Origin of the sequence: Vibrio sp. D417a, from assembly GCF_030248595.1 — a bacterium.
Classification (GTDB): Bacteria; Pseudomonadota; Gammaproteobacteria; order Enterobacterales; family Vibrionaceae; genus Vibrio; species Vibrio alginolyticus.
The window spans coordinates 314,977-338,675 of the sequence record NZ_JAHGAM010000004.1; the positions used below are offsets into that span (position 1 = coordinate 314,977).

The 23,699-nt window shown below is 41.2% G+C and carries 21 protein-coding genes; 3 read left to right on the plus strand and 18 right to left on the minus strand.

The genetic code is table 11. The features are described 5' to 3' along the window. Nucleotides 1-4 precede the first annotated feature (4 nt). From tssG to tagH, 15 genes are read right to left on the minus strand one after another with little or no spacing between them, the layout of a single operon-like run. Complete coding sequence (tssG, locus tag KI742_RS05200; protein WP_065275344.1) at nucleotides 5-970, minus strand: type VI secretion system baseplate subunit TssG; 966 nt, start codon at nucleotides 968-970, stop codon at nucleotides 5-7. After that, nucleotides 967-2,790, minus strand: a complete 1,824-nt coding sequence (tssF, locus tag KI742_RS05205; protein WP_285384901.1) for a type VI secretion system baseplate subunit TssF — start codon at nucleotides 2,788-2,790, stop codon at nucleotides 967-969. The genes tssG and tssF overlap by 4 nt, the downstream gene beginning before the upstream one ends. Further along, nucleotides 2,787-3,251 carry a type VI secretion system baseplate subunit TssE gene (gene tssE / locus KI742_RS05210; RefSeq protein ID WP_017635621.1) on the minus strand — a complete coding sequence of 155 codons (465 nt, stop codon included), beginning with the start codon at nucleotides 3,249-3,251 and terminating at the stop codon, nucleotides 2,787-2,789. The genes tssF and tssE overlap by 4 nt, the downstream gene beginning before the upstream one ends. A 7-nt stretch (nucleotides 3,252-3,258) precedes the next feature. Continuing rightward, a complete protein-coding gene (locus KI742_RS05215) occupies nucleotides 3,259-4,053 on the minus strand; it encodes a type VI secretion system accessory protein TagJ (RefSeq protein WP_203345464.1) in 795 nt (264 codons plus the stop codon). A gap of 10 nt (nucleotides 4,054-4,063) precedes the next feature. Continuing rightward, nucleotides 4,064-5,575 (minus strand): type VI secretion system contractile sheath large subunit, encoded by a 1,512-nt coding sequence (gene tssC, locus KI742_RS05220; protein ID WP_025767712.1) that lies wholly within the window; start codon nucleotides 5,573-5,575, stop codon nucleotides 4,064-4,066. Between the two features lie 52 nt (nucleotides 5,576-5,627). After that, a complete protein-coding gene (gene tssC, locus KI742_RS05225; protein ID WP_005375950.1) occupies nucleotides 5,628-7,121 on the minus strand; it encodes a type VI secretion system contractile sheath large subunit in 1,494 nt (497 codons plus the stop codon). Continuing rightward, nucleotides 7,121-7,651 carry a type VI secretion system contractile sheath small subunit gene (gene tssB, locus KI742_RS05230; RefSeq protein ID WP_005375949.1) on the minus strand — a complete coding sequence of 177 codons (531 nt, stop codon included), beginning with the start codon at nucleotides 7,649-7,651 and terminating at the stop codon, nucleotides 7,121-7,123. The genes tssC (KI742_RS05225) and tssB overlap by 1 nt, the downstream gene beginning before the upstream one ends. Before the next feature lie 15 nt (nucleotides 7,652-7,666). Beyond that, nucleotides 7,667-8,782 carry a type VI secretion system protein TssA gene (gene tssA / locus KI742_RS05235; RefSeq protein ID WP_054574308.1) on the minus strand — a complete coding sequence of 372 codons (1,116 nt, stop codon included), beginning with the start codon at nucleotides 8,780-8,782 and terminating at the stop codon, nucleotides 7,667-7,669. Next, nucleotides 8,775-9,569 (minus strand): PP2C family serine/threonine-protein phosphatase, encoded by a 795-nt coding sequence (locus KI742_RS05240; RefSeq protein ID WP_005375947.1) that lies wholly within the window; start codon nucleotides 9,567-9,569, stop codon nucleotides 8,775-8,777. The genes tssA and KI742_RS05240 overlap by 8 nt, the downstream gene beginning before the upstream one ends. A gap of 9 nt (nucleotides 9,570-9,578) precedes the next feature. Continuing rightward, entirely contained in the window at nucleotides 9,579-10,274 is a 696-nt protein-coding gene (tagF, locus tag KI742_RS05245) for a type VI secretion system-associated protein TagF (protein ID WP_169644549.1), read from the minus strand. Continuing rightward, nucleotides 10,256-13,774 carry a type VI secretion system membrane subunit TssM gene (tssM, locus tag KI742_RS05250; protein WP_285384903.1) on the minus strand — a complete coding sequence of 1,173 codons (3,519 nt, stop codon included), beginning with the start codon at nucleotides 13,772-13,774 and terminating at the stop codon, nucleotides 10,256-10,258. Before tssM ends, tagF begins: the two co-directional genes overlap by 19 nt. Before the next feature lie 16 nt (nucleotides 13,775-13,790). Further along, the gene (gene tssL, locus KI742_RS05255) at nucleotides 13,791-15,083 is read right to left on the minus strand and encodes a type VI secretion system protein TssL, long form (protein WP_213869733.1); all 1,293 of its coding nucleotides are present in this window, start codon (nucleotides 15,081-15,083) and stop codon (nucleotides 13,791-13,793) included. Nucleotides 15,084-15,094: 11 nt separating this feature from the next. Next, nucleotides 15,095-16,420 (minus strand): type VI secretion system baseplate subunit TssK, encoded by a 1,326-nt coding sequence (gene tssK / locus KI742_RS05260; RefSeq protein ID WP_085569002.1) that lies wholly within the window; start codon nucleotides 16,418-16,420, stop codon nucleotides 15,095-15,097. Nucleotides 16,421-16,441: 21 nt separating this feature from the next. Then, nucleotides 16,442-16,897 carry a type VI secretion system lipoprotein TssJ gene (gene tssJ / locus KI742_RS05265; RefSeq protein WP_017820223.1) on the minus strand — a complete coding sequence of 152 codons (456 nt, stop codon included), beginning with the start codon at nucleotides 16,895-16,897 and terminating at the stop codon, nucleotides 16,442-16,444. A gap of 11 nt (nucleotides 16,898-16,908) precedes the next feature. Continuing rightward, a complete protein-coding gene (gene tagH / locus KI742_RS05270; RefSeq protein ID WP_085569001.1) occupies nucleotides 16,909-18,102 on the minus strand; it encodes a type VI secretion system-associated FHA domain protein TagH in 1,194 nt (397 codons plus the stop codon). A 312-nt stretch (nucleotides 18,103-18,414) separates the two neighbouring features. Between tagH and KI742_RS05275 the strand changes: the two genes are divergently transcribed. The 3 genes from KI742_RS05275 (at nucleotide 18,415) to KI742_RS05285 (ending at nucleotide 21,573) form a co-directional block, all read left to right on the plus strand. Continuing rightward, nucleotides 18,415-20,565, plus strand: a complete 2,151-nt coding sequence (locus KI742_RS05275) for a serine/threonine-protein kinase (RefSeq protein WP_085569000.1) — start codon at nucleotides 18,415-18,417, stop codon at nucleotides 20,563-20,565. A 446-nt stretch (nucleotides 20,566-21,011) separates the two neighbouring features. After that, nucleotides 21,012-21,347, plus strand: coding sequence for an Hpt domain-containing protein (locus KI742_RS05280; protein WP_031781126.1), 336 nt, complete (start codon nucleotides 21,012-21,014; stop codon nucleotides 21,345-21,347). Between the two features lie 34 nt (nucleotides 21,348-21,381). After that, a complete protein-coding gene (locus KI742_RS05285) occupies nucleotides 21,382-21,573 on the plus strand; it encodes a hypothetical protein (protein WP_025767706.1) in 192 nt (63 codons plus the stop codon). A 70-nt stretch (nucleotides 21,574-21,643) separates the two neighbouring features. Here KI742_RS05285 and KI742_RS05290 read toward each other — a convergent pair whose 3' ends face one another. Genes KI742_RS05290 through KI742_RS05300 form a run of 3 tightly spaced genes read right to left on the minus strand, consistent with a single transcriptional unit; the run spans nucleotide 21,644 to nucleotide 23,605 of the window. Next, entirely contained in the window at nucleotides 21,644-22,105 is a 462-nt protein-coding gene (locus KI742_RS05290; protein WP_085568999.1) for an ATP-binding protein, read from the minus strand. After that, nucleotides 22,086-23,315: a PP2C family protein-serine/threonine phosphatase gene (locus tag KI742_RS05295; protein WP_085568998.1), complete on the minus strand. Its 1,230-nt coding sequence runs from the start codon at nucleotides 23,313-23,315 to the stop codon at nucleotides 22,086-22,088. Before KI742_RS05295 ends, KI742_RS05290 begins: the two co-directional genes overlap by 20 nt. 29 nt (nucleotides 23,316-23,344) lie before the next feature. Then, a complete protein-coding gene (locus KI742_RS05300) occupies nucleotides 23,345-23,605 on the minus strand; it encodes a hypothetical protein (RefSeq protein ID WP_005375908.1) in 261 nt (86 codons plus the stop codon). Nucleotides 23,606-23,699 lie beyond the last annotated feature (94 nt).

Genomic DNA, 23,699 nt, shown 5'->3' on the forward strand with positions numbered 1-23,699 from the left:
TCCTTTAAATAGTAATTGTTATAGTTCGATCTTTTGTACGTTCGTGTTTTTTAAGCACAGAACCAATACCTAACTGCCCCTGCTGTTTCGATAAACAAGCTTGTGGTAGCAAACTATGTTTGGTGGTGAGCTGCCACTTCAGTTGTTTATGTTTTCCAATCAACTCATAAGCAGCGTTCTTAATGATTGCTATATTGGGTTGGTTAGGAAGCAATTTACTAACTAGCTGTTTATCTTTTGGCAGAAATTCTATTGTTGTCCCCGCGTTGATATTCCATGCTTTCGAACCCAAAGAAGCTCCTAAACCAAGTTGAGCAAACTGCCCTTCAGGCATAGTTCGGGATGCAAGGCGTGTTTGCTCTTCTTTCGTAAGGTGTAACCATTGTCCTTGAAATTCATGAACTTTTACTTGGCATCCAGATAAACATTCAAGAATACTTTTTAGTCCACCTTTACTTCTCATTGGTGAAGCAAACACACCACCATAGTGCCGGGACAGTGAACTCCCTTTCCCAGTTAATGCAGATTTACAGCTTTCTAACGGCGAGCGCGCGCCCTGCGCATGCGCACGAGACTGAACAGTCAGCTGACTCAGTTGCCAACATCGATAATAAAGAGATAATAAGCGATGATTGAAAATATCGTAGAAGTCCACCATAGCCGTATCGCCTTCTTTTTGGCGATGTAAAGCTAATTCACTATAGTGCTGGGGAAGCACACCTTGCTCACCCGTTAGGCCTATTAAATTGGTCTCAATCTCTAACTTGCTGTCATCTATATTTTTCAGTTCACAAAGCTGAGCATTTTCAAAACCTAATGATGGATTAACCTTTAAGTTTAGCTTTTCATGCTTCGGTAACGCATCTGTTCCTATTTGCGCCTCTGCTTGCAGGACTTCGTGTTCAATAAGATGAATCGCTTCAAACAATGGATGTTGTTTTAATTCTCGATAAAATTGTTCCGCGCTCATAGCAACACCTTATCGCCACTTAATGCGGGCCATAGGTGGAAAGACTTTCCCGTAGACTTAAGTCTTATTTCCAACTGCGTAAAAATGTTAATTTCAGCATATTGCGAGAAGTAAACAGATAAAACACTACCTAAGAGAAAGATCTGCTCTTTAGGTAAAATTTGATCAGAAACCGTCAAAATAATTTTTATACCGTGCGCAAATCCAACTTTACCTTTCTGACTAATTCTTCCTGTAGTAGGCTCAAACTCTAACTTAGTTAAAGCATCGATTACCGCTTTCGTTTCTGCTGTCCCAGAAAATGCATAGAGATTAAGGGTCTGCTTCAAAGTTGCTAAACCATCTTCCTCGGTAAAATGGTTTAAAGTTAAAAGCTTAGTTAACTGCCATCGTGTGCTTTCATCCATTTCTGGCCGAATGGTTTCTGATAAAGAAACTAAACAACGAACAGATTCGAAATTGTCATTTACCTCCGGTAAAGATACTTGCGGCAGCCCACCTCCAAATGGAAGTTTCTGCGCTAAGTTGCGGTTACAGCACTCAGCTTCCACGTACATTAACCAGTTTTCCCGGCTATCCGGGCTGAACAATTGATGTTTTTTATCAACAAAAGAAATGTAAGTTTCTCTACCTGGCTCATCATACCCACCAGCCCAGTTCTTATCCTCACGTCTCATCAACCAATAAATCTCACTAGTGTTCGTATAATGCGTGTGCTCACCAGCGTGATAACATGGCAAATTGTGGTACGTTTTGTTCCAGTTTCTCAACGTTACGTCAGAAATTGAGACAACCTCATTACTTTCAGCTTCTTGGTATTGTGGAGACAAGTGGTAATCGTATTCAGTTGGTAGAATACGCTTAGGCTCCATAATACTTTTAAATAAGTTGATCACAGGCACACAGCCTACCATTAAGCTTTCTTCGTCCACTTGCTTTGGAAGCCAGTCGTCGTTGGTATCAAAGTAAAAATACAGTTCGACTTGCTCTCTAAGATCTAGCTCTGATAATCCAAGTTCGGTGATATCAAAGAACATAAACTTCTCAGGAAAGTGTAAATACTCAACAAGTAATCTTGCTCCTGAAAAGCTTCTTTTACTGTATGGCACAACTTTCTCATCTTCTGAAAATCCCACTTCAGAAAGATGTCTTTTGGTTAAAGGACGAACTTCTTTGCCATCCACAACAACAGATAAACCAATTAGGTTTTGAAACAGCATTTGGTAGAGCTTAAAAGTCAATTGAGATTGACCGTTTAAATAGAAGCGCAGCCGTTCTACCCCCATTTCACCAAGAGGAGTCTCTTCATCTTGAGCCGTGAGCTGTACTTTCAAAACTGAATGAGCATTGCTTTCCCATCGTGAGCCAACTGGCTTGAAAGGCGCATTTTTAAAAACGCCAGAGGTCACATCAACAGGATACATTCTGACCGGATAACAAGTTCTAAACTCGCACTCATGATATCCAGGAGCACCGATAACAACTCGCTCGCCTTCTTCTACATCAAAATAAGAGGAAGTGGAGTTAGAACAGCTCATTTTAATGACTGACATTGACGGGATTGGGGCGTGAAAATCCGGATATAACTGTCCCATCAAAGACTCTGTAAACTGAGGGTAACTATTGTCTAAGCTTTGTCTAATCCTTGCTGTTAGGAATGCGCAGCCTTCTAACAATCTTTCTACGTGTGGATCGTCAACCTGTTCCTCACTAATACGAAGTCTCGCGGCAATCTTGGGATACTGCTCACCAAACTCTTGCCCTTTGTGACGCAAATAAGCTAACTCGCGATTATAGTACTTGAGAAACTCTTCACTCATTTTGCTCTACTCAGTTTCATACCTAAATTTACCGGCTCTACTTCAGAATTGAATCGCACTTCATGAATACTGTTATCAATTAAGCAAGTGGCATTTATCTGTAACCTCAATACCCTATCAATAGCGTTTTTCTCGTCCGAAATCTGGACATGAGGGTTCCTTAACCTCGGCTCAAACTCTTTAATTGCATCATGAACGATGTCGCAAAGCTGATTCTGCCCTTCTTGGCTGCTATAGGGCATTGAGGAAAAATCTGGCAGCCCATAATTCAATATTGAATAACGAACCTCTAGAAGATCATCAGGAATGTTTTTCCATCCAATACGACTATTCAGCATCGACTCTAGATCTCTAAGTAAGCTGCTCAACATCTGTTGCTGGCTTGCAGGGAAGTCTTTCTCATCTCGAGTGAGAGGATCACTATCTATCAATTTGTCGAGCAGAGAAACGGTTAACGACATGATATTTCTACGCTATTTGTTTCTGTTCTAATAATGTAGTCAAATCACAGATTGGAAGCGCTGAGTCACCAACTAACCAACATTTTTGACCCAAGCCAACAAAAGATTCTTGCTCACCAATCTGCTTCCAATCCGTTTCTCGACCTAACTTTTGCGCATCGGTCTCTGAGTCAACATATGTCAACGGCATATGGCCTTCGCCTTCACCAAGTCCATCGATATCAAACTCGACAGGTCGCCAAATACTCTCTAACAAAGAAGTAGGTGCTTTAACTTCTAGCGTATGGATGCTCGATATGGGTACAAGAAAATAGTTACCTGCTGTAGAAAACAGTTCAATGTAACCACCTAAACGATCATCAATATCTCTAGCATCTTCGTAGTTTGTGCCGTTTACGTTAAACCCTTTAATAGTACGATGCTCTTCAATGCGATGCGATAGACGTGACGCTTCTTCGTACTCTTGATTTCCGAGAGCAAGATTAAATCGAACAAGCTCTTTAGTTAATTCCTCATCACCTAATACTTTGGCACTAGCCACACCATTGATAAAATCCTTTCTAGCTTGAGCTGCTTTCACTAAATGTCGTAGCTGACTTGCACCAGGCAGATACTCAGGAAACAATTTAATCGATTGCATGAGCTGAGCGTCCGCACGCTCGAAGTCCCCATCAATGCACAGAAGCTCAATGAAGGAACTTCTCAAGCTCGCATCTTTAGGTGTTGCTTTAATTTCATCAATTAATTGCTCTAGAGCGTGTTGCAATAGGCCTTGGGACAAAGCATTTTTCCATTGAGTCATTGTTATTTCCTTACACCATGTGCTCTGGTGATAATTCGGTAATTAATTTAATGCTAGATACCATTTGATCGAGTTGAAAATGCGGTCGCAAATGGATAACTGAGTAATAATGTCCAGGAGTTTCTCTTTTCTCTCGAACTGTAATTTTCGCTTCATTTAGGGGGTATTTAGCTCGAAGCTCATCAGACGCTTCATCTGATGCGGTAGTGTACTGATGTAACCAGCGTTGAAAGTCACGCTCTAGGCTTTCTGCGTCTTGATACCCACCAATTTTGTCACGCCCCATAACCTTGAGATAATGTGCGACTCGCGATACACACAATGTGTATTGCAACATCGATGTCAGTTTTGCATTCGTTGAAATATGCTTTTCTGCGTATTGTTTGGGCTTGTAGAGAGATACATTCGAGGTCATCCCCACCATATCGGTCTCAGGTATTGGCGAAATAGAAATAAAACCGCACTCAGACAATTCTTGTTCTTTTCTCTCAGAGATTTTCAAGTTTAACGGACATCTTTCACGATCATTCTTGCCATTAACACGCATCTTGCTCCTTGTAGGAGCGACGATAATACCCTGACTGTAATCGCCTTGTTTAATCCCTCGCATATGCGTGAACCAACCATGTTCCTGAAATGCTCTAATTGATACGGCAGCAAAACAGTACGCACTACTCCCCCATAGCAAATCTCGGTTGGAGTCGTAGATGTGTTCTTGAAAATTGAATTTATCATTCCGCGAGCCATCACTTTTGTATGGCTGACGGAACAAGACGTTAGGTGCAGTCAAACCAATAAATTTAGCGTCATCGTTGTCTCTCAAACTACGCCACTTTGCATAATCTTCCTGTTCAAATTGGGCCGCTATATCTCTTATCGCAGAGAGTTGAGCGAAACTATCAACACCAAACATCTCTGGCGATGCAGACATGATAAATGGGCTGAATGCTGCAGCTGCAGACTGAGAGATCTTACTCAACACAGACAGATCTCTATCAAAATAATTTTTACTAGGATCACAGCGAAGCTGATAATCTCCAACCACCACACCAAAGGGTTCTCCCCCTGCCATGCCATATTCATTTTGATAGAGCAACTTAAATAGTGCTGATTGGTCAAACTCGATGGCTTTTAAAGCATCTTTACTGATTTCATTCCATGTCGCCGTTAAAACCTTAACTTTTACAGAATCCGATGAACGAGAATCAACCTGTTCACATAAATACCTAACTCCAACCCACCCCCTTTCGAGCTGTTGAAACTCAGGATGATGTAATATTTCATTTAGTTGAGATTCTAATAGCTCATCAATGCGGTTAATTGTGTTCATCACACTATGACGAAAGCTGTCCAAATCTCTTGAACGTGTACCTTCTAGCCAAATTCGCGCTGACGATACAAGATCAGAAGATTCATTGAATCGAGTCAACCACGGGCTATCAAGTTCAGCGTAGCCTCCGGTACTGAACTCATGTTTTAGCTTGCTAGGGTCGCGAAAGTTAAGTGACACTGCTAATTCCATCTAGAACATAAAGATTGGTCATGGCTGGCCTTTCGACCAGCCAATTCGTTTCTTATCCACCTGACTGAGGGATCTTGGCCACAAGTCGCAAAGATGTCGTCAGTTCTTCCATTTGCAACCAAGGTTTCAGCCATGCTACGGCATTGTAAGAACCAGGTGCGCCAGGAATTTCCTTAACCTGAACACGAGCGTCTGCTAGAGGGTATTTCGCTCTGATCTCTTGACCACCGCCTTCAGAAGCATTGACGTAACCTAGGATCCAGCGGTTCAGCCAAGACTCAACGTCTTCTGCTTCCATAAAGCTACCAATTTTATCTCGAGCCATTACTTTCAAATAATGCGCAAAACGAGATGTTGCCATCATATAAGGTAAGCGGGCAGAAATGGCCGCATTGGCCGTTGCTTCAGGGGATTCATGGTTCGCTGGTTTTTGACAGGTTTGCGCACCAAAGAACACTGCATAGTTGGTGTTTTTGTAGTGACAAAGCGGTAAGAAACCAAGCTTACCAAGCTCCGCCTCACGTCTGTCGGTAATACCAATCTCTGTTGGGCACTTCATATCAGGGTCGCCATCATCACTCATGAAGAAATGCGTTGGCAAGTTATCCACTCGACCGCCGCCTTCTGCACCACGGATGGCAGTACAAAATCCATATTTTGAAAATGCGTCGGTTAACTTAACACCAAGAACATACGAAGAGTTCATCCAACAGTAGTCGTTATGTTCAGCGTTAACAGCAATACCTGAAACAGGATCTACTTCGAACTCTTCAAACCCAAACTCTTCGACTGGAGCGGTAGCTTGTCCGTATGGCAAACGAGCAAGGACTTTTGGCATCGTCAGACTAACGAAGCGCGAATCGGCACTCTCGCGGAACGAACGCCATTGGGCGTATTCTAGTGATTCAAATACCTTATCTAGGTCGCGTGGTTTTGACAGCTCAGTCCACTCATCAAAGCCGAATAGTGCTGGTGAAGCCGCGGACAAGAATGGAGAGAAGCCAGAAGCCGCTACATTTGACATTAGGCGTAACGACTCAATATCTTCTGGGTGGTTGGTAAACTCATAGTCTCCAATCAATGCACCATACGGTTCACCACCAGCACTACCAAACTCAGACTCGTAAACCTTTTTAAAGATCTGGCTTTGATCAAACTCAACAGCTTTGCTCAAGTCTTTATGTAGCTCTTTCTTGGTCATGCTCATCATGCGAACTTTCAGAGTAGAGCTGGTCTCTGAATTCATCACTAGATAATTTAAGCCGCGCCAAGAACCTTCGAGTTTCTGTAATTCTGGGTGATGCATTACTTCAGACAACTGATCAGAAATCTGCCTATCGAGCAAATTAATCGCTTCACGAAAAGTTACTGTTAGGTTTTTGTTCCAAGTAACTGTCCCTTTCATTGCTTCTTCAGCGAGCGTTTTAATCAGCTCCTCAGCACGAGAAGCTTCGGTCTGCTTAGTCGCACCAATAGCTTGATCTAAGAATGAAGTTGTCTGTTCATTAACAGTTGGATCTAACTGTTTTTCAGCTTCAGTCGTCATTATTCCGCTCCTTCAGTACTGTCTGACTTCGCTTTCTTGCCAAGATCTAACTCGCCTGCAAGTCTTGCCAGATTGTCTGTATTGTTCAAAACATCCTCTAGGATATTTTCAAGCTCTTCTGAGCGGTCAACTTTTGTCATCAAATCACGCAGTTTATTACGCGTTTCCATCAATTGGCGTAGTGGATCAACTTGATTTACGATCGCAGCAGGCTCAAAGTCTTGCATTGATTTAAAGTTTAAATCGACCTCAAACTGTGAATCGTCATTCGCAAGCTTATTCGCAACTTTAAACTTCACCGATGGATTCATTTTTTTGAGTACATCGTCAAAGTTATCTCGATCGATCTGAATAAAACGGCGGTCTTTTAATGGCTTCAACGCTTCTGTGTTTTGACCAGCGAAATCACCCATTACACCTACAACAAAAGGCAGTTCTTTCTTAAGAGTCGTACCTTCAGTTTCAACATCATAGGTAATGTGGACACGAGGCTTCCGTACTCGTGATAGTTTCGAGTGGATACTCGTCATACCATTCTCCCTTTATTAATTTTCATTTTGTTCTGCTATGCCAACCAAACGGAAGTAGCTTTTCTTTGCATCCCCGTCGGAGATAAGTTCCGCCAGTAACTCCGGCAGAGGCATCCCACACCAACGAATAATCTGTTCGATGGAGTAAGAAACTGGTGAGTGAGGTTCACTCTCTCGGAAGAAATCAGCTACTTGCTGCAATTGTCTAATTGCCTGCTCTCGTGATTTCATGTTTGTCGCTAATAATGCATCACAACTTTGTGAACTTAACGGTTGTTCAGAAGAAGATTCATCAAGATCCTCTAGCTCTTCAAACACGGCTTGTGGTTGATTGAAACGATCTCCTAGAAGGTGCTTTAATGCCGATTGTATTGATTCAAGTCTTTTTGATATATAAGAGCTAGGAGTCACATCACCGACCGCTTCATCTAATCGCTGACTGAATTCATTAAATGATTCCGTAGCGAACTCCAAATCCGTGATTAATTCTCGATAAAACGTATCAGAAGTCGACTTAACCGTAGTTATAATTTCAGATAGCTCAACAGCCCCAAGCTCGACTCGATTTCGGCGCTTATCTTCGTCTAAGCGCTCAAGCTCTATAGCTTGCTGATATTCCCAATAGGCATAAGCTTGCTCCACGCCTAAGTCAGTCAATGGTATACAAGCAATTGGAAAAATAAGTGTTCCTTCACTATCGATACCATTGAGGCCAATAATCGCCGATATTCTTGTCTCAATACCATCTTCATCAGGCATTGGGTACAGATCATCCCAAAAGTTCTCAATTAAACTGGTTGCGAGTTTGTAGCCAACGCCCATACCACGAAAACCATACAATCGAGTTAGGGCTTCTATAAGCCAGGCAACAAATTCCAAATCTTTAGACTGATTCGTGAGTATTTCTGGGACATCTTCAATAAATACTCGCCATAAATTACTGTGGGTATAGATACTTTCTTCTTCTATAAGAGCATTACGTTCAGCGTTGCGGGCGGCCATACGCTGATCTTTCAACCTATAGTAAGCAGACTGTGGTGATACATCCTCTCTAGGATCAACACCTGTAGGATTTTCTTGAGATATAGGAGCCAACGCTTGTTCATACCAATCAAACATTTCATTACTCATAAGCTCTCCCTCTTAGAAAGACAGGTATTGTCGCGTCTTCTCTAGTTACTGTTTCGCACTCCGTTTGCGCTTGGCGAACTTTGATCAAAGCACAAGTTACGTTATCACTTGCGCCCCGAACCAAAGCCGAATGCATGAGCGCTAATCCAGCTTGGTTGACTGAGTCTGCATACAATGTCCGATGAATTTCATCACTCGTAAGTTCCTTAGAGAGTCCATCACTACAGAGTAAAAACTGATCGCCGTCAGCCAACTGCCCTGAAACTTGATCAATAGTGACACTTTCGTCGACTCCAACAGCTCTGGTAATAACATTTGCAAGAGGGTGAGATTCGGCATCTTCAAATGCCAATAAGCCTTGATCCACTAAGTCCATGACTTGACTATGATCACGTGTTTTTTGGACAAAATTACCACTTCTAAGCTGGTAAATTCGGCTATCACCCACCCAAAGACAGTGGTAATACCCATCCTGAATAAACAACAAAACAAGTGTTGTTCCCATCGTTTTACCGTCTAAGTGATTTTGTGCGTATTGGTAAATTTCTAAGTTCGCTTCTTGAACCACTCTTCGGATATCATCGATATTAGTATTGGAGACATCCTGCATGTGGCGCGCGACTCTATCCACTAGCATCTGGCTTGCTATATCGCCAGCACTGTGTCCACCCATTCCATCGGCAACCACCCAAATATGCTGTTCTGTCATATCCAACAGAGCATCCTCGTTATAAGGGCGTACTTTTCCTGCGTGCGATTTAGCAAAGGTAAAATAGTTCCAATTCATTCTTCTATCCTACCAATTCCACTTTTTCCAACCGCCATCAAGCATGGCTGAAAACTGACCAATTGAAGGAAATCCACTCGTAATGAACATGCATGGTTCAACCTTCGTTGAACCTTCAGTCCACCAAAAACATGGTTTACTCAATTTTTCTTTAATGAGGTAATTCAAAAGCGTGTTTTGATCAGTATTGCCGTCATCATGAAAAACTGTAGATATTTGGCTTTGATAAAGAAACTCCAGAGACCTCACTTCACTTGTTACATTCGCAACGAGGTCATTTTTTTCTTGAGTACTCTTATGCCAAACATCAAAGACAAAGTCGTCCTCAAGTACCGAAAGAGCAAGAGCTGCACTGTCCTCCGTCCAAGCTCTGTCACCCCAATATTGCGCAGCTTCACCTTTTACGGCACGAGCTATAGTAAAGAAAAAGTATCTACCGCATGCATCAACACTAGGAATCATGCTACCAATGTAGGTTGAGTCTTCTAAATAGCTAATATCCAAAGCAAAGTGCCACACAGGAGCCGTTAAAAAGTGCTCATTCCAGCTTTCGCCCAGTTGTTCCCTGCTGACTGCAATAACCGCCTGTTGCCAATCATGCCAACGCTCCGAGAAATCTTGTGATAAACCATCTTTCACAAAGTCCCCTTTTGCAGGCATTTTACCGATATATCCCCAGCCTGATGTTATAAGGTTCGTGGACATCTGAACCTCTCCATTTCATTTGACCAAAACGGATTAATGGCACTAGAAGGAATAAGCTCTAGTTGCACCTTGTTTCCCTTTAAATCAATCATAACTATATTGTCTTTACGCGATTCTGGCCTTGCTTTAAGTGATTGATCCAAAAGCTTGAATATGCCCCACTCACCTTCATAGGTATGCGCAATTTCGCGTTTAGATTCAGGTGGTGTGAACACAATTCGAGTCTGATCTTGACCGGCAGGCCAACTCAACGATTTAGCTCTTGCTGGTCCATGCTTATAAACCAAATCTTGTCCACCCAACTCTAAGACAAATCGAGTAATGTGCTGGTCTAGATAAACAGGCTTCATACCAAACTCTACGCGTAATGAATTATCAGATTCAAAGAAAGACTGCCTGATACGTTGCGCTCTTTGAAAGACCATTAGTGTTTCTGGACGAACTCCAATTTCCTTTTCTAATCGCCAACGACTTTTCGAAGTATCCACAAACGGTTCGAGGTATTCTTGGAAGAATGCGTCAAGCGTGCCCCCATAACCAAAGAATCGCTTAAAGTCTTTCAATCTGACTTCTCTGCTCGCATTGGGCTCGAATGGATATCTGCCAGCAATAGTCCGCTGATAAGGGCGCACCACTTGTGTTACCCAAAGTTGATTTAGATGATCCTTCGAACCGCTCTCCGCAAACTTGACCGACTCTTGAGAAAGCCCACCTAGCCATTGATTAAATGGTCTCGGCAAAAGTTCTTTAGCACGAGCAAAGGAAGCTGCGACATCTTGTGTAACGGTTCCATCTAAAATACTTTTGTAGGCAATTTTCTGATTGTTACCAGAGCTTGATAAGTCACTTAAATACGAACGCAAGTTAATCATTGCTTGTTGAATATCATCAAAGTCTTGCTCACCAAGGCGTAAAATCTCTGAGAAATGTGATTCGACTTCTTTACCTGGCAGAGCAACATTGAAACCGTTTTCTTCAGGTAAATACATGTCTAGTCTATCTGCCGTATTTGAAAACTTAACTTTGGCAACTTTACCAGCAACTTCAGAAGCGGCTTTTTGATTTTCTGACAATGATACTTTTGATAGAGCAACCTCTTTTTGGATTGCTCTCAACAAAGATTCGATTGGTCTTTCAACTCCAGATAAAACCCTCGCTTGCTCTGTCGCAAGTTCTAGGCTCGGAGCCTGCTTCAATTGAATATCTTCGATCAACGTTTTCCATTCATTAACATAATCTTGATAGTATCGAGACTGAACGCCTTGGATGGCACTATCTTGATCAATTTCATGAGCCTTAAGATCGTCACCATAAACCCAGTTCTCTTCCATTAGGCTTTTTACTGTACGGTTGATCTGAATCTGAAAAATGCTATGAAAACCATTGTACGTGTAGAAACCCGAAATGCCTTGTGATAGCGGTTTTCCACTAGCTCGCTCGAACTGCTCAAGCCCTTTAGGTCCCAATACATCAGTCAAGCGAAATGAAGGTACATGACTCTTAGAAAATTGTATTTTCATTCGCTGATAAGCACGTTCAGGTAGAGACATTTGAGTCAACACTTCTCGAGCACTCGTCACGGCAGCAGTGTTGTAAGTAAAGCCTTGTCCATCGTTGCCTAATAAATATTGAGTGTGCTGTAGCAAGCGTCTTCTTAAGTCTGAGTTTAGCTCACCCGGATATTGACGTTCGAAATAAAAGTTAAACCAAGCCAACACTTCATCTTGTTGATATTTGTCTGGATTGAATAGCATCAAATACGTTTTTAACGTTTCGTACAAATACTCACGATGCTGTTGATTGCTCTCCATTTCTGACACCAGGCTATCAAGAAGCAAAGGGGCGTAATATTGGGTCAAAGCATCAGAATATGCATTGTTTGCCGCCTGAGATACTTTGTCTCCTTGATAGAGACCAAACCTCTTTACAGAGTCGGCATCACCGTAGTTGCTTTGCTTTCCGAGAGGAAGCGCCATCAACCTATCTAATGTTTCTACAGCTGAAACAATATCCGCTTCAAAATCTAAACTTTGAGCGCCAATCATTGCATCAATATGGCTAGCTTGTTCATTGGTGTCGACAATTAATTGTGAGTTCCACTTATAACTCATAAACCAAAGCGCAGAAGCTCCTAGCAGTAGCGTTGTACATCCAATGTAAACACCTCGACGCATCCAACCTGACTGCTTTTGATAGTGACGATTAACTGTTCCTAACAGTTGCTCTTTGAAAATAACCTTGTCAAAAAGATTCTTTACGAAATAACTATGGGAACCAGTCTGACTCTTTGCTAGAGCTAAACGATTTAACCCAAGTCCATTGGTTGATTCATTCATCAGCTTATCGACTGGTAAGCCTTCTTGAACCGAACTCAACATAAACACACCACGAATCAAGGCAGGCTCTTCAAAACTGTTTTGTGCAAAAATTTCAGCTAAAAACTCGTCAAGATTAGCTTGTAGCACTCTTAATTGCTTTGGAAATTCAAAGATAAGCGCGCGTTTATCTAAATCGTCCTCAGTTTCAAGTATTCTAAGCATACGGGCATCAAGACGCTCCAACATGCCATGAAACTCTTTGTTGAATAGAGAAATAACGCCTCTTTCATCATCCACTTCACGAGGGAACATGAAACCAAATAATTCCTCTCGCTCTTCCTTACTTAAATCGGCAAAGAACTCATTGAAACCGGCAACTAAATCCATTTTGGTGAGCAATACGTAAATCGGAAACTGCATGCCTAACTGGTTTTTCAGTTCTTGAAGTCTCGACTTAATTGCTCGAGCATGAAGACTTCGCTCGGTTCGAGTCTGAGACATCACGCTGGCTAAGCTTATCGTAACAATCGCACCATTAATTGGTCTTTGCGTTCTATACTTTTTCAACAATCCTAAGAAACCATGCCACGCTTTAGAGTCGACCTTTTCTTGACTGTCTTGTGTCGTATACCGGCCAGCCGTATCTATAAGAACTGCTTTATTTGCAAACCACCAATCACAGTGGCGAGTGCCGCCTACACCGGCAATAGAGTCAGAGCCAAGGCTGTCTCCTAATGGAAACTCTAACCCCGACTGCTTTAATACGGTTGTTTTCCCCGTTCCAGGAGGGCCAATCAACACATACCACGGTAAGTCATACAAGCTTCTCTTGCCTTTGTGTGTTTTTGTCACTACTTTGACAGCTTGCTCAATACGCTCGCGCATTAAGTCAATTTCACTTGCAGCTTCTTTATCTGATTGGCTATCAACCTCAAGCAACGTTTGAATACTTTCGTCTTCTTTCACCTTTTGCTTATGCTGCTTGGTAACGTTAAATATCGCCCAAAGCAACACCAACACTAGAATAGTGACTAGCCGTTGAAAGTCACTCTTTAGGGGCTCATATCCCGCTATCGCAATAAGTGGACCAACAACCCAAATGAAAATAGAACAAGCAGCGACACCGATAAGACCGAGAAACCATCTTTGAGTAAATATTCTGCCAATTTCTTTAATACGCATCTCTATCTACCTATTATTAATTCGCGACAAGAAGGTCGATTTCAATCCGGCGGTTAATAGCTCGGTTTTCATCACTACTGTTTTCAACTAATGGTCTTGCATCCCCCAACCCCTCGGGTATCACTCGCCCTTCTAATGCACTATTCGAGATCAGTTGTTCAGACATAGCAGTGGCTCGAGCTAATGATAGGTGCCAGTTCGAGGGATATTTACTCGTGAAAATAGGCCTATCGTCGGTGTGACCGGTAACAATGATCTTGCCTTGGGTCGACTCCAATGTTCTCGCAAGCTTAGAAATAACGGGTTGGATGTAAGCGACAACATCAGCACTACCTGATTCAAATAGATCTTGAGACTTTAACGAAATTCTTACCCTGTCTTGCAGCGGCTCAACATTGATTAGCCCCTTACCGATCTCAGTTGCTAGATACATTGAAATCTTTTCTGCAATTGGCGCTGATTTTGATTCTGACGTTGCATCTTGGTTAAGTTGTTGCGGTTGAATCAAATTGACTAATTGAGAAAAGGTACGATTGGATGCCTTATTTAGCTCATAGCTAAAATACATATATATGCAGACCAATAATGCCGCCGTTACAGAACATACAACCCAAAGAGGGGCTCTATCAGAAGCCTCTGAGCCATTCAAAATGTGTTGGTCGATACTATTACTTAGCTCCTGAGGGACTCCTCTCCCATAAGACTTAAGAGTAGCAATAACCTGTCTTCTCAATTTACGGTGCGATTCCAGTCCATTTTTTTCTAAACGGTATTGACCCAGAAACCCGAGAGATAAGCACACATACATTAGTTCAAGCAAATCTAAGTTCGCATCTGGTTTCGCCATGCACTTATCAAGATGCTTAAAGAACGCTTCCCCACCTTGACTGCTAGCATAGAAGGAGCTGAGTAATGAATCGTGACTCCAGAATGAATGCCCACCCCAATTGGTGTTAAGGACAACTTCATCTAGTGAACAGCATAAACAATAACGAGCTGTATCAATGGTATCCAAATCAACGTCATGCTGACGTAATCGGTTCTCATAATCTCTAAGCTTTTGTGCCAATGTCTCTTTTAGAAACAACGGATCGGAATGAGTCGCTGTCGACCGAATTTGACCGATAATAGATAACAGGCCATTCGCCTCTGCTAGTAGAGAGTTATTCCCATAAGCGACCACTGAATCATTGTTCACCAATTCAGGGCTTTTTGAGATAACTACGGTATTATCCACAGACTTTTCTGATTGTGGTTTCGATGCGGGTGCTCTTCCACCCGGTGTTGGTTTTACTATCGTTTGTTCCATACAGAGCGCGCCTATTGATTAATACTCCAAAGCTCAAGTTCAGCATTCGGAAAATGCCCTGATAGGTGAAGCGCAATACCGCCACTATCTTTTAGCCTCATCCAAAATGGCCCTTTCTTGACAACTTCGAAATAGACATAGCCCGTTTGGTAAGGAATCTGTCTCGGGACGACACTCAACGGCACTACGTTTATACCGTTGATCTGATTATTAATTAGATCGCGAATCTGTTCTGCCGGGCCAAACTTGAGTTGCGCTGGGACCAGGCGTCTTATTTCATCTGTTGTGGTATCTGCTTTAATTGCTAGCACAAATTGGCATGACTCAAGCAAGCGTTTATCTGGAAGCGGCGTCACTTGAATACCGTATTGGCGAGGCTCCAACGGAAGTTTGGTCGCAGTTTGGTCAAGAACAACACTGAGGTACTGACTGAGTATCTGATTCAACTCGCTATAAACACTTGATACATCTAAGTGATCATACGCAAGCAAACTTGGGAGTCTTTTAGTTTTATTAGAAAAAGTGGCTAACTCACCAATGTAACCTTTAAGTGTCGTCGCTAATTCCAGTGGATGTAACCTATCTAACTCACTGAAATGCTTTAACTTCGCCTCATATCGGTTCAACATTTGGAGCATGATGAAATCAACAGCAGATGCCGATGCAGATTTGCCCTTAATCAAGCGCTGCGCAATAACGTCAGCACGCATCTTTGTCATCGCGATAACGTTACGTAGATAAGCTGACATGACTTTATCGCTCAGGAGATTGATAAGCGGAGGAACGTACTCATCGTCTAGTATAACTTCCCCTTCAGGAGTTACCTCTTTGATCCTTAAGATAGGTAACTCCACATAACCCGCTAATTTGTCATTACTCGCTTTCAACTCAAGGTTGAGGGCTGCAACTTGGATGGTTTCTTCATCTTGTCCTGTAAGGTTATCTATCACGTCGATATCTTGAAGTACATAACGAGAGACGATCGATTCGCTTACATCCGAAACGTTTTTACCTGTAACACTTGAAAGAGGGAGAGTTATTTTTACTAACGTATTTTCAGTGTTTTTATCAATAAGTAGAGGCGAAACTGAATCGTTGGATATTAACGTATTAACCAACGTCATATCTGGCAAAACAGCTTCAAGATGCTCAAGTTCAATAAGACCATCTTTTAGCGCGTGTTTTTTTACTCGACATTTCCAAACTCCCCAATTGTAAACCCCACCTAACTGATGTAAGCCCTTGAATTCTTGAGAGGTTGCGCGTTCTTGTTGTTGGAAGTGCTGGGGACGTAAAAACATTCCTTCGCACCAAGCCGTCTTGGAGTATTGCGTCATTTATAATTAGCCAACTAAACGTTATTTAACGACCAAAGACAGATCTTCTAACAATACTTGATATGTGTTGTAACCGGTCTTATCCACTTTAATGACTTGTCGCCAATTTGAGTTTTCAATATCTCGAAACGCTACGACAATGCCTAAATATTCTGTCTTTGGAGACATACTTGCTTGATATGTTTCTTTCTGACCTGGAGTTAATGAAACTTCATATTTATTCACTAAATCAGGTCCTAAGACTTTTTCACTTTCTTCATAAATAGAAAAAAAGTCCTGGCTTTCGAAAATGGTATTTGACGTTAATTCAAACACATACACCACTACAGGAGAAGGCCTGCCGTTTGAATCAGGATTAATGTTATGACTTGCTGCTATTTCTAAATCTGAGTATGGATCAACAACTAGGTTCGCTGCTGAGCACCCAAATAAAGCCATTGAAATTAATAACAAAATATATTGGTAAAACTTTTTCATCACCCTAATTCCTAGCCTTTGTTTTTTAATGCTAATTCATAGTGCTTAGCGAAGTCTTCTAAATAGAACGGAGACTCTTTATTGATAATATCATCGGATAGCTTTTCATGAATATCCTCAAACCTCTTCCAACTTTGAGCATATTTTCTAGCTGGAATAACCTTATTAATAACCGTGTCTTTCGCTAAAGCATCTGAGTATATAGAAGTAGGTTCAACAAGTGACATAACACTTGAAACCGTACCTTCAACACCTTTCATTAAGGCTTGCTCATGACTTTCGATGTCATTAAATGCTTCTTTAATGGCTGCATTTGGCTTTAAGAAGCTAGCAGTTTGACGGTTATATAAGTTATGAATCGCATCTTCTAAGTTTGCAGAAAACTTTAAAGGGTTATTTTCTGACTTACGAAATGCGGTATGACTAAGTCGATTTGTTTGTTTAAACACTGCTCTGTTATGCAGTGTTTCCATTAAACCAACTAGCATCAAAGAAAATGACTCCCCCAGTTGTTCAAACCATTCCTCTCGGTTATCGCTGGGAATCATCATTGGATCTATACCCACCCCTCTAACAAAAGCCGCAAGTTCACCCCCATTGGTATCAAAGTTGGGAGTCGATAGGTGTTCTGATTGTCGGTTAACCTTCGGTAAAGTTTCAGATACGATGCTCTGTTTTTCGGGCTTTGGGATATCAATAAAATCATCGACTAAACCAATATCTAGCTGAAAGTCAGAAGGAACACTTTCGTTTAAGAGTTCACTAGCACTAAGGCCTAGGTCAACAAATTCCTCTTCCGATGGACTTGAGGCTACTTCAGGGGGGGCGCTAGAAAGACTTTTACTTGTCTCAAGACTGAATACATCTGTATCTGTTTGAATAGAAACTGAAATTTGATAATCCCCTAAGCTAACCATATCGTCATCGCTTAGTGCTATTTCATTTCCTTGACCCACAGGAGTTACAGCATTATTTACAAAAGTACCATTAGTTGAGAGGTCTTTTATCAAGTATTTGTCACCAAACTTAATCAGTTCTCCGTGGGTTCCGGATACCACTCTTTCAGGATCTGGTAGTGTCCAATCACATTGTTCAGACCGACCAAATGTAACCTTGGCATGTTCATCACTTGATTCAAACACGAACTCACTCTCAATCTCTGGAGTAAATTTGTGAAAACTTGTTATGGTTAAAACCAACTTCATGTAAACCTCGCCAAAGACCTGCTAGATATTATTTTTAATTTTATTATTAACCACTTTCTTATTAACAGTAAGATTAATAAAAACCTTAATACTGCCATTGAAAATCATGCACGGAATAATGAATCATTTTTTTATCAAAGCAATCACGTATTGTTCAACAATTTTAATTATCCAACCAAGTTCAAATTTTTGACACTTAGACTTTCATCAATAAAAAAACGAATGTTAGTTTGGCCGAGAAATTCTAACATAATGACTTTTCATTGAGCAGAAAGGTATATATTCCCCCATCATTTATACGGAGTTCTTGTGATGGAAGACAGTAATAAAAACAATTCTATAAATAACGAAGACAGCGGAGATAAAACTAAAATTGTAAAGACTCAAAAACGAGACAATGCAATTAAATCAACCAAACTCACTAATAATGAAACCTCCGTTAAAAATAAAAATGAAACAAATACAAAACTGTCTCAAAAAGAAAACACTCCGTTAGTTAATAAGAAAAAAAACAATAAAGATGACTCATTAAATAATAACAAAGATGTTATTAACGAAAGCTTAATAGGAACGACCGTTAAAAATCGGTATGAAATTGAGTCGGTTATTGGGCATGGTGGGCTTTGTGATGTTTACTTAGCTAAAGATAAGATTCTTGAATCTTCAGGTTCAGAAACACCCTACGTTGCGTTAAAAATATTACAGAAAGAGTTTGCTTCTCAACCAGAGACTGCACGCATGTTAATACGTGAAGCTCAACAAACTCAAAGGTTAAGCCACCCTAATATCATTAGGGTTTTTGATTTTGGTGTTGATGGCGAAATATACTTTTTAGTTATGGAGTATATTAACGGAGAAACATTAGAGAGTTTAATACAGCGTTCTAGGCCGCATGGGCTGAAGTTTAATGCAACTTTATCAATCCTAAATCAGGTACTCGATGCACTCTCATATGCTCACTCTCTTGGTGTAGTGCACGCCGACCTAAAGCCCGCTAATGTGATTTTAACGTCTGAGGGTAACGTTAAGTTGCTTGATTTTGGTGTATCTAAAACTCATCAATTAAAGCAGGATCAATATGCGGCTAAACGTAAATCCGAAAATGTTGAAACGCTTGGTTATACTCCCAACTATGCATCACTCAACCTGTTATCCGGTAAGGAACCGAACTTAAGCGACGATATGTTTGCTCTATTTTGTATTGCTTACGAGTTATTGAGTTGCAAACACCCTTACGCAAGAACTCCAGTTAATGAAGCTCTCAAAAAGAAGATCAAGGTCTCTAAACCAACTAACATGCCTGCATCTAAGTGGCCAATATTTTCAAGCGTATTTTCAACTGGCATCATTCCGAACGAGCTGACCCCTGAGCAGTTGAAACGCAAATTGAATATGCGCTATTGGCCTATCGCTAGCGGCGCGGCAGCGAGTATATTATTAGTTAGCGGCATTGTATTTGGTTATCAGCAGCAACAAGAAACCATTGCCACTTTGGAAACCGTTATTAGCAAGCAAAATGATCAAATTGCCGGACAAGAGTGGCAGCTTGATACGCCAGCAGAAAAAAGTTTGGCACTGATTGATAGTGAAAAAAGCTTACATCCAGTCGTTAAGGCTGGCTTATTACGCTTACACAAGACCTATATTCTCAGCGAGTTTGAATCTGAAATTGATCAGGTTTTGAATTCTGATGCCAACAACTACCCGAATTATGATGAAATTGAGTCCATACTTGATAAAGCAAAAACCTACTACCCTGACTCACATAAAATAGAAGTTCTTGCCTTAGATATTCAGTCAAGCAAGCACTCCACGTTACTTTCGATAGCAAGGCAAATCAACAGTCAACTTGAAAAGTCTCGGTACAGTAAAGAAGACGGCAGTAAATCCATCTATGAGCTCAAGGATGAGTTAAATCAGATTCATCAAGGTTATCCTTTCACGCCAAGTTCGTTATCTAGCGATGTTTTCGGTCAGCACCTCACTGAAGCACTCAAAAAGAAAGACGCAGCTGCACTTGTTGCTCTTATTAAGGTTGGGAACACCTTCTTTTCAAACGTAGAAGAGCATCAAGAGAACTTACAGATAAGTAATGCGATGAAAGATGCAGTGCTTGAAATGAAATTATATGAGACAGCGCTAGATTCCAACAGCCCTCTACCGTTTCCAGAAGATGCCGCTAGAATCCTGTTCCAAGAAGAGTTTGAAAACTTTTATTCTCGCCTAGAAAAGGCAAGGACGACAACTCATCTCGATAACTTGGTGAAGGATGTGGATCTGTTCTCGAAAAACTTTCCTATTGGTTTTCAGGATGTTAACGATTTAAGATTCAAAACTGCTGATAAATACTTACGCTTCTCCGATATATTACTTAATAAGCGAAGGACTTCAAGCGCAAGACGCGCTATGAAGAAAGCCAACGAGCTTATGAAGCAAATAGAACAGGACTCTAAACAAAGCTAGTAATACAAAAGGGACGCGAGTCCCTTTTTTGCCGCAGATTACTTTCCAATATGCAACTAGATTGCTAATTTATACTTATACTTAATGAGGAGAGTTAGCCTTGACTGAAGGAATAGTCAAAGTTGGCGAACGTCTGGCGTCCGTATGTAACGATAGCCTTAAACTAGGACTGCAAGACACTTACCGACTCGGCGTTTTACTTGGAAACGTCCCCTTTGCTACTTGTGTTAAAAACACGCGAGTTGAAGTTTTTTCATCCCTACATTTCGACCATTGCCGTTTGGATATAAGTCAAAATATCTTTAACAATGACTTTCTTTTTGTAAGTTTATCTCAAGCGACAAGCAAACTATTTCTGCTCAAATACTGGTTATGCCATTCATACCTTCGGCTAAGCCTTCATTATCCGAAACATTCCTCTACCTCAACGTTTAATAGGGGTATACATGATTAATTTTGATGTTCTCAATACATACATGGATAACGACGTAGATCTGATCGTCACTGTTTTTTCTACATACCTTGAAGATCACACGAATGATATAGAGCGTATAGATGAGCTATATGCAAGCAAATGTTGGTCAGAACTCTATCTATTAGCTCATAGTTTAAAGGGCATTCTAGAGAGTTTCGGAGAAGACACCGCGGTCATTGCGTTTCAAAGAATAGAAGAAAAAACCAGAAACGATACAGCGCCAGATAGCTCAGATATAGCTATAGTTACTAAAGAGCTAGCTGCAATTAATCAACAAATCTTCACTTACTTGAAGAATATGCAATAAAGAAATTCAAGGCTTAACTGGGGGAAATATGGCAATGAATAATAGCAATTTCAGGGAGTTGATTGAGTCTCTCAAAGACCTAACACCAACTCAAAAAAGGTACTTACTTAGCCGTACAAAGATGGCGCTAGATGATGAAAGTAATATGTTAAACATCAGTGATATTCTAACACCAGAAGAGTTGGAGGCGTTACTATCACCAGCACCAACAACGAATACAAAATAACAATGATATACAACGCAACCGTCAGATTAACGCTAGGGACCAAGTGAAGCAAATCGACTTTGCTTGGTTGTTAGTTTCTCTCCCAATTCCTTTTCACTACAACAAACGTATTGTTATCGAAACCTTTTTCCAATTTAAACAGGTCAGATAATTGAGCGACTAACATCAGTCCGCGACCAGAGGAGGACCAACTATCGTCATCCATTAAGTTAGGTGCCTCAATCTGTTTATTTTTATGTTGGATGAACGTCTTCTCATTGATCGGCGCTCCGCAATCAGAGACTCTCAGTTCCACGAAACCGGACACTTGGTCATCCCCAACCCTACACTCCACTTCAATTGGCAGGCCTTCTATTTCACTGTAAGAATGAATATAAGCGTTATTCATGAGCTCAACGACACAAAGCTCCAATGATTGAATTGCATTTAAGGGGATTTGATGACCCATCAAAAACCGAACAACGTCTTTGCTCGCACTTCGTGAGTGAGTAAGGGAGCTCCCGTAAGTTCGTTTAAATTCGCTCTTTGACATTCTTTTCCTTAAAATTGAGCCTCTCACCATGCCATTTTACCTGTAAAAGGCTGGCATCATCATCAAACTCATCTTCGTTGTGCCAAGATTGTACTTTTTTAAAGACGTCTCCCACTTGATCTTCAACTGGCAGCGTGCAAACAGCTTTTATACTCGATGCCAATCGTTGTAGTGAAAACATCTCCTCACCCTGCCTCGCTTCAATCAAACCATCCGAATAAAGCCACAATGCATCGCCCTCATCTAGACTAATTTGGTTACCGCTATATTCCATCGGCTGCATTGCACCAACGATAAAGTTATCGTCACCTATCTGTTCCATCGTTTTCGTACTCGCTCGCCAAACTAAGATCCTAGGGTGGCCAGCCGTGCAATAGCTAAGTCGCCCTGATTTTGTGTTAAGAATGGCGTAAGCCATAGTAAAGTAATGTTGACTGTTTCTAGTTTGCTGATAACGCCGATTTAGCCGTTCAATCACAGATGCAGGCTCACTTACGCAATAGCCGTCATCTCTCAACTCCATCGTGATCGAATCAGGCCCCTGACTTTGAGATAGCGTCTGTTGAATAGAAAAAGCCATCAAAGCTGAAGAAATACCATGACCAGAAACATCAAATACATAAAACGCAACATGTTGTTCATCGAGCTCCAAATACCCCAACATATCACCACCAATCTGGGAGCATGGTTTGTAGACATAACTAAACTGTATATTTTGGATAGTTGATTCAGCAGGTAGTAGTTGCTCCATCAGATGACTCGCAGACTGCAGGTCTTGGTGAATTGTTTGATAGGCCGCATCGAGTTCTTTATTTCTCTCAACGAGTTTGTTGTGCAGTTCTAAAGTACGAAACCCCGCACGGATTCTGGCCTGAAGTTCCTCTACAGACGTCTTCTTATCTACGAAATCATCTGCGCCAGCATCAATGCCTTTCACGATCGAACTTTGGTCATTTCTAGAAGACAGTAGAACAAAGAAAATGTAACGCTCGCTAACTTTAGATTTTAATTGGCGACACAATTCAATACCATTAATTCCAGGCATCATTAAATCACTCAGCACAAACTGAATATCAGGGCGGTGGGTTAGCACTTCAAGCGCCGCTCTTCCGTCTTCAACTGCAACCACTTCATAGCCCTGCTTTTCCAATGCACTGCTGATGTAAAGCAGGACTGTTTTACTATCATCGACCAAAAGAATGGATTTCATCTTCCTCCTTAATACGGTTGCTATACTGGCTAACGCAAAACACTAGTCACTGACTGCTCATTTCTAAAACGGCTGTAGTCTTCGGCTAATAATTGGTGTTGATATCGAGTGTAAGACAACGCTTCATTAGAAATTAGTATCTGATGCTCTTTTTCGATTAACTGACTTTGCAGCCTTTCAATCTGTTCATTCTGCTGTGTGTAATTGAGGTACAGTGCGAATAGACCAAAAACCGAAACCATTAACAGGGCTATTAAAATATTATTGATAGTTTTCACTTGAATATTCATGACCTCTCCTTGTCTATTATTAGACTTTCCATGATGAAAGAGAGCGTCTACGGACCAAGAGCTCGAGGCTCTAAAACGCAACGAAGCAAATTGA